A 3,363-nucleotide genomic window follows, 5' to 3' on the forward strand; every position below is an offset into this window, starting at 1 on the left:
TGGTGGCGATGGGTTGGCTCTTATTCACGGTATCTCCTGTTAATTGTGTAGGGCTGAGGTCACGAAAAATATCGCGCGCAGCTATTTTTTATCATTGGGTTTTCTTTATTTTCGCGCAGCACGTTATTAAGTCAATACAGTAAAAAATTCTAAAATAGCAAGTGAGTGATCTTCCTTTGGCGTTTATTGATAATGATCATTTAACCTCGTCACAATTCTCTATGGATATTCCAAATACGCGTTTCAATATGAAACGATGCGTTTTAATTGCGTGCCAAATTGGAACGTAATTAATTTTATTTTTTTATTATTCTGCTCATTTAAAGTTCGGCTATTGCTGATAAAGGCGATTGCTGGGACGGTAAACCACCAGCGATACGGCCCGGCGTCCTTATTATTTACTTTTTGAGTCAACGCGCTATGAGAAGATCAAAACGATTCGAAGTTCTTGCCCAGCGGCCTGTCAATCAGGATGGGCTGATTGGCGAATGGCCGGAAGAGGGGCTGATCGCCATGGAAAGCCCCTACGATCCCGCGTCGTCGGTGAAGGTGGAAAATGGCCGTATTGTGGAACTGGACGGTAAAGATCGTGCACAGTTCGACATGATTGACCGTTTTATTGCTGACTACGCGATTAACGTCGCGGAAACCGAACGGGCAATGCAACTCGACGCGCTGGACATCGCCAGAATGCTGGTGGATATCCACGTCAGTCGGGAAGAGATTATTGCCATTACCACCGCCATCACCCCGGCGAAAGCGGTGGAGGTGATGGCAAAAATGAACGTGGTGGAAATGATGATGGCGCTGCAAAAAATGCGCGCCAGACGCACACCCTCTAACCAGTGTCACGTCACCAACCTGAAAGATAACCCGGTGCAAATTGCCGCCGATGCCGCCGAGGCGGGGATCCGTGGTTTTTCCGAGCAAGAAACGACCGTAGGCATCGCCCGCTATGCGCCGTTTAACGCGCTGGCGCTGCTGGTTGGTTCGCAGTGCGGCCGTCCTGGCGTGCTTACCCAATGTTCCGTTGAAGAAGCCACCGAACTGGAACTGGGTATGCGCGGCTTAACCAGCTACGCCGAAACGGTGTCGGTATACGGTACAGAGTTAGTGTTTACTGACGGCGATGACACGCCGTGGTCAAAATCCTTTCTCGCCTCGGCCTACGCTTCCCGCGGGCTGAAGATGCGCTACACCTCTGGCACTGGCTCGGAGGCGCTGATGGGGTACTCAGAAAGCAAATCAATGCTGTATCTGGAGTCGCGCTGCATTTTTATCACTAAGGGCGCGGGCGTTCAGGGGCTGCAAAACGGCGCGGTCAGCTGTATTGGTATGACCGGGGCTGTACCATCGGGGATCCGTGCTGTGCTGGCGGAAAACCTGATTGCCTCGATGCTCGACCTTGAAGTGGCGTCGGCGAATGACCAGACCTTCTCGCACTCCGATATTCGCCGTACCGCCCGCACATTGATGCAGATGCTGCCCGGTACCGACTTTATCTTTTCCGGCTACAGCGCGGTACCGAACTACGACAACATGTTTGCTGGGTCGAACTTCGATGCCGAGGACTTTGATGATTACAACATTCTGCAACGTGATCTGATGGTTGATGGCGGTCTGCGTCCGGTAACGGAAGAGGAAACTATCGCTATTCGCAATCAGGCGGCTCGCGCTATTCAGGCGGTGTTTCGCGAGCTGGGCCTGCCGCTGATTAGCGATGAAGAGGTCGACGCCGCCACCTATGCTCACGGCAGCAAAGATATGCCCGCACGTAATGTGGTAGAGGATTTGGCCGCGGTGGAAGAAATGATGAAGCGCAATATCACCGGGCTGGATGTTGTTGGCGCGCTGAGTGCCAGCGGTTTTGACGATATCGCCAGCAACATTCTCAACATGTTGAGGCAGCGTGTGACCGGCGATTATCTGCAAACATCCGCCATTCTGGATCGTCAGTTCGAGGTGGTCAGCGCCGTTAATGACATCAATGATTATCAGGGACCCGGCACCGGCTATCGCATCTCTGCCGAACGCTGGGCGGAAATTAAAAATATTGCGGGTGTGGTTCAGCCTGGCAGCATTGAATAAGGCGGTATGCGGTGGAATGTACAACTGAACGTAAGCCGGTTTTCACCTTGCAGGTTAGCGAAGGCGAGGCGGCAAAAGCGGACGATCGCGTGGATGAAGTGGTGATTGGCGTTGGGCCGGCCTTTGATAAATACCAGCATAAGACCCTGATTGATATGCCGCACAAGGCAATCCTGAAAGAGCTGGTGGCCGGAATTGAAGAAGAGGGATTACATGCGCGGGTGGTCAGAGTTTTGCGCACCTCGGATGTCTCCTTTATGGCCTGGGATGCAGCAAATCTGAGCGGCTCCGGCATCGGCATTGGTATTCAGTCGAAAGGAACCACGGTGATTCATCAGCGTGATTTGCTGCCGCTGAGCAACCTGGAGCTTTTTTCTCAGGCCCCGCTGCTGACGCTGGAAACCTATCGCCAGATTGGTAAGAACGCCGCGCGTTACGCACGCAAAGAGTCGCCCTCGCCGGTACCGGTCGTTAATGACCAGATGGTGCGACCAAAATTTATGGCCAAGGCTGCGCTGTTCCACATTAAAGAAACCAAACACGTGGTGCAGGATGCCGCGCCTGTCACGCTGCATATTGCCTTAGTAAGGGAATGACGATGAACGAAAACATCATGACCGCGCAGGATTATCCGTTAGCGACTCGCTGCCCGGAGAAAATCCTCACGCCCACCGGAAAGCCGTTAACTGATATTACTCTTGAGAATGTACTGGCAGGGCGTGTGGGGCCACAGGATGTGCGTATTTCTCAGCAAACGCTGGAGTATCAGGCGCAGATCGCCGAGCAGATGCAGCGTCACGCCGTGGCGCGTAATTTCCGCCGTGCGGCGGAACTGATTGCCATCCCGGATGCTCGCATTCTGGAAATCTACAATGCGCTGCGCCCATTTCGTTCTTCATTTACGGAGTTACAGGCCATTGCCGATGAACTGGAGCACACCTGGCATGCCACGGTGAATGCCGGGTTTGTCCGCGAGTCGGCAGACGTGTACCAGCAGAGAAACAAGCTGCGTAAAGGCAGTCAGTGACGGAGGCGGTATGCCGTTAATTGCAGGGATTGATATCGGCAACGCCACCACGGAAGTGGCGCTGGCGCAGGATGGCCGGTTTGTTGCCAGCGGGATCGTCGCGACCACGGGCATGAAAGGCACGCGGGATAACATTGCCGGGGTAGTGGCCTCCCTGCAGCAGGCGCTGGAAAAAACGTCGTCGTCGCTTCAGGATGTGACGAAAATCTGCATCAACGAGGCCGCGCCGGTCATTGGTGATGTGGCGA

3 protein-coding genes and 1 pseudogene are annotated in these 3,363 nt (G+C 53.7%); all 4 read left to right on the forward strand.

All coding sequences use genetic code 11. The features are described 5' to 3' along the window. The first annotated feature begins 420 nt into the window (after positions 1-420). Positions 421-2,088 carry a propanediol/glycerol family dehydratase large subunit gene (locus FDW95_RS02435; protein WP_115257450.1) on the forward strand — a complete coding sequence of 556 codons (1,668 nt, stop codon included), beginning with the start codon at positions 421-423 and terminating at the stop codon, positions 2,086-2,088. Positions 2,089-2,099: 11 nt separating this feature from the next. Next, a complete protein-coding gene (locus FDW95_RS02440; protein WP_115257451.1) occupies positions 2,100-2,684 on the forward strand; it encodes a propanediol/glycerol family dehydratase medium subunit in 585 nt (194 codons plus the stop codon). Between the two features lie 2 nt (positions 2,685-2,686). Continuing rightward, positions 2,687-3,115: a diol dehydratase small subunit gene (locus FDW95_RS02445; RefSeq protein WP_071697585.1), complete on the forward strand. Its 429-nt coding sequence runs from the start codon at positions 2,687-2,689 to the stop codon at positions 3,113-3,115. 10 nt (positions 3,116-3,125) lie between these two features. Continuing rightward, positions 3,126-3,363: pseudogene (locus FDW95_RS23385) on the forward strand (diol dehydratase reactivase subunit alpha); the annotation flags it as partial.

The organism is Citrobacter sp. wls718 (genome assembly GCF_005280945.1).
In the GTDB taxonomy this organism is placed as follows: Bacteria; Pseudomonadota; Gammaproteobacteria; order Enterobacterales; family Enterobacteriaceae; genus Citrobacter; species Citrobacter gillenii.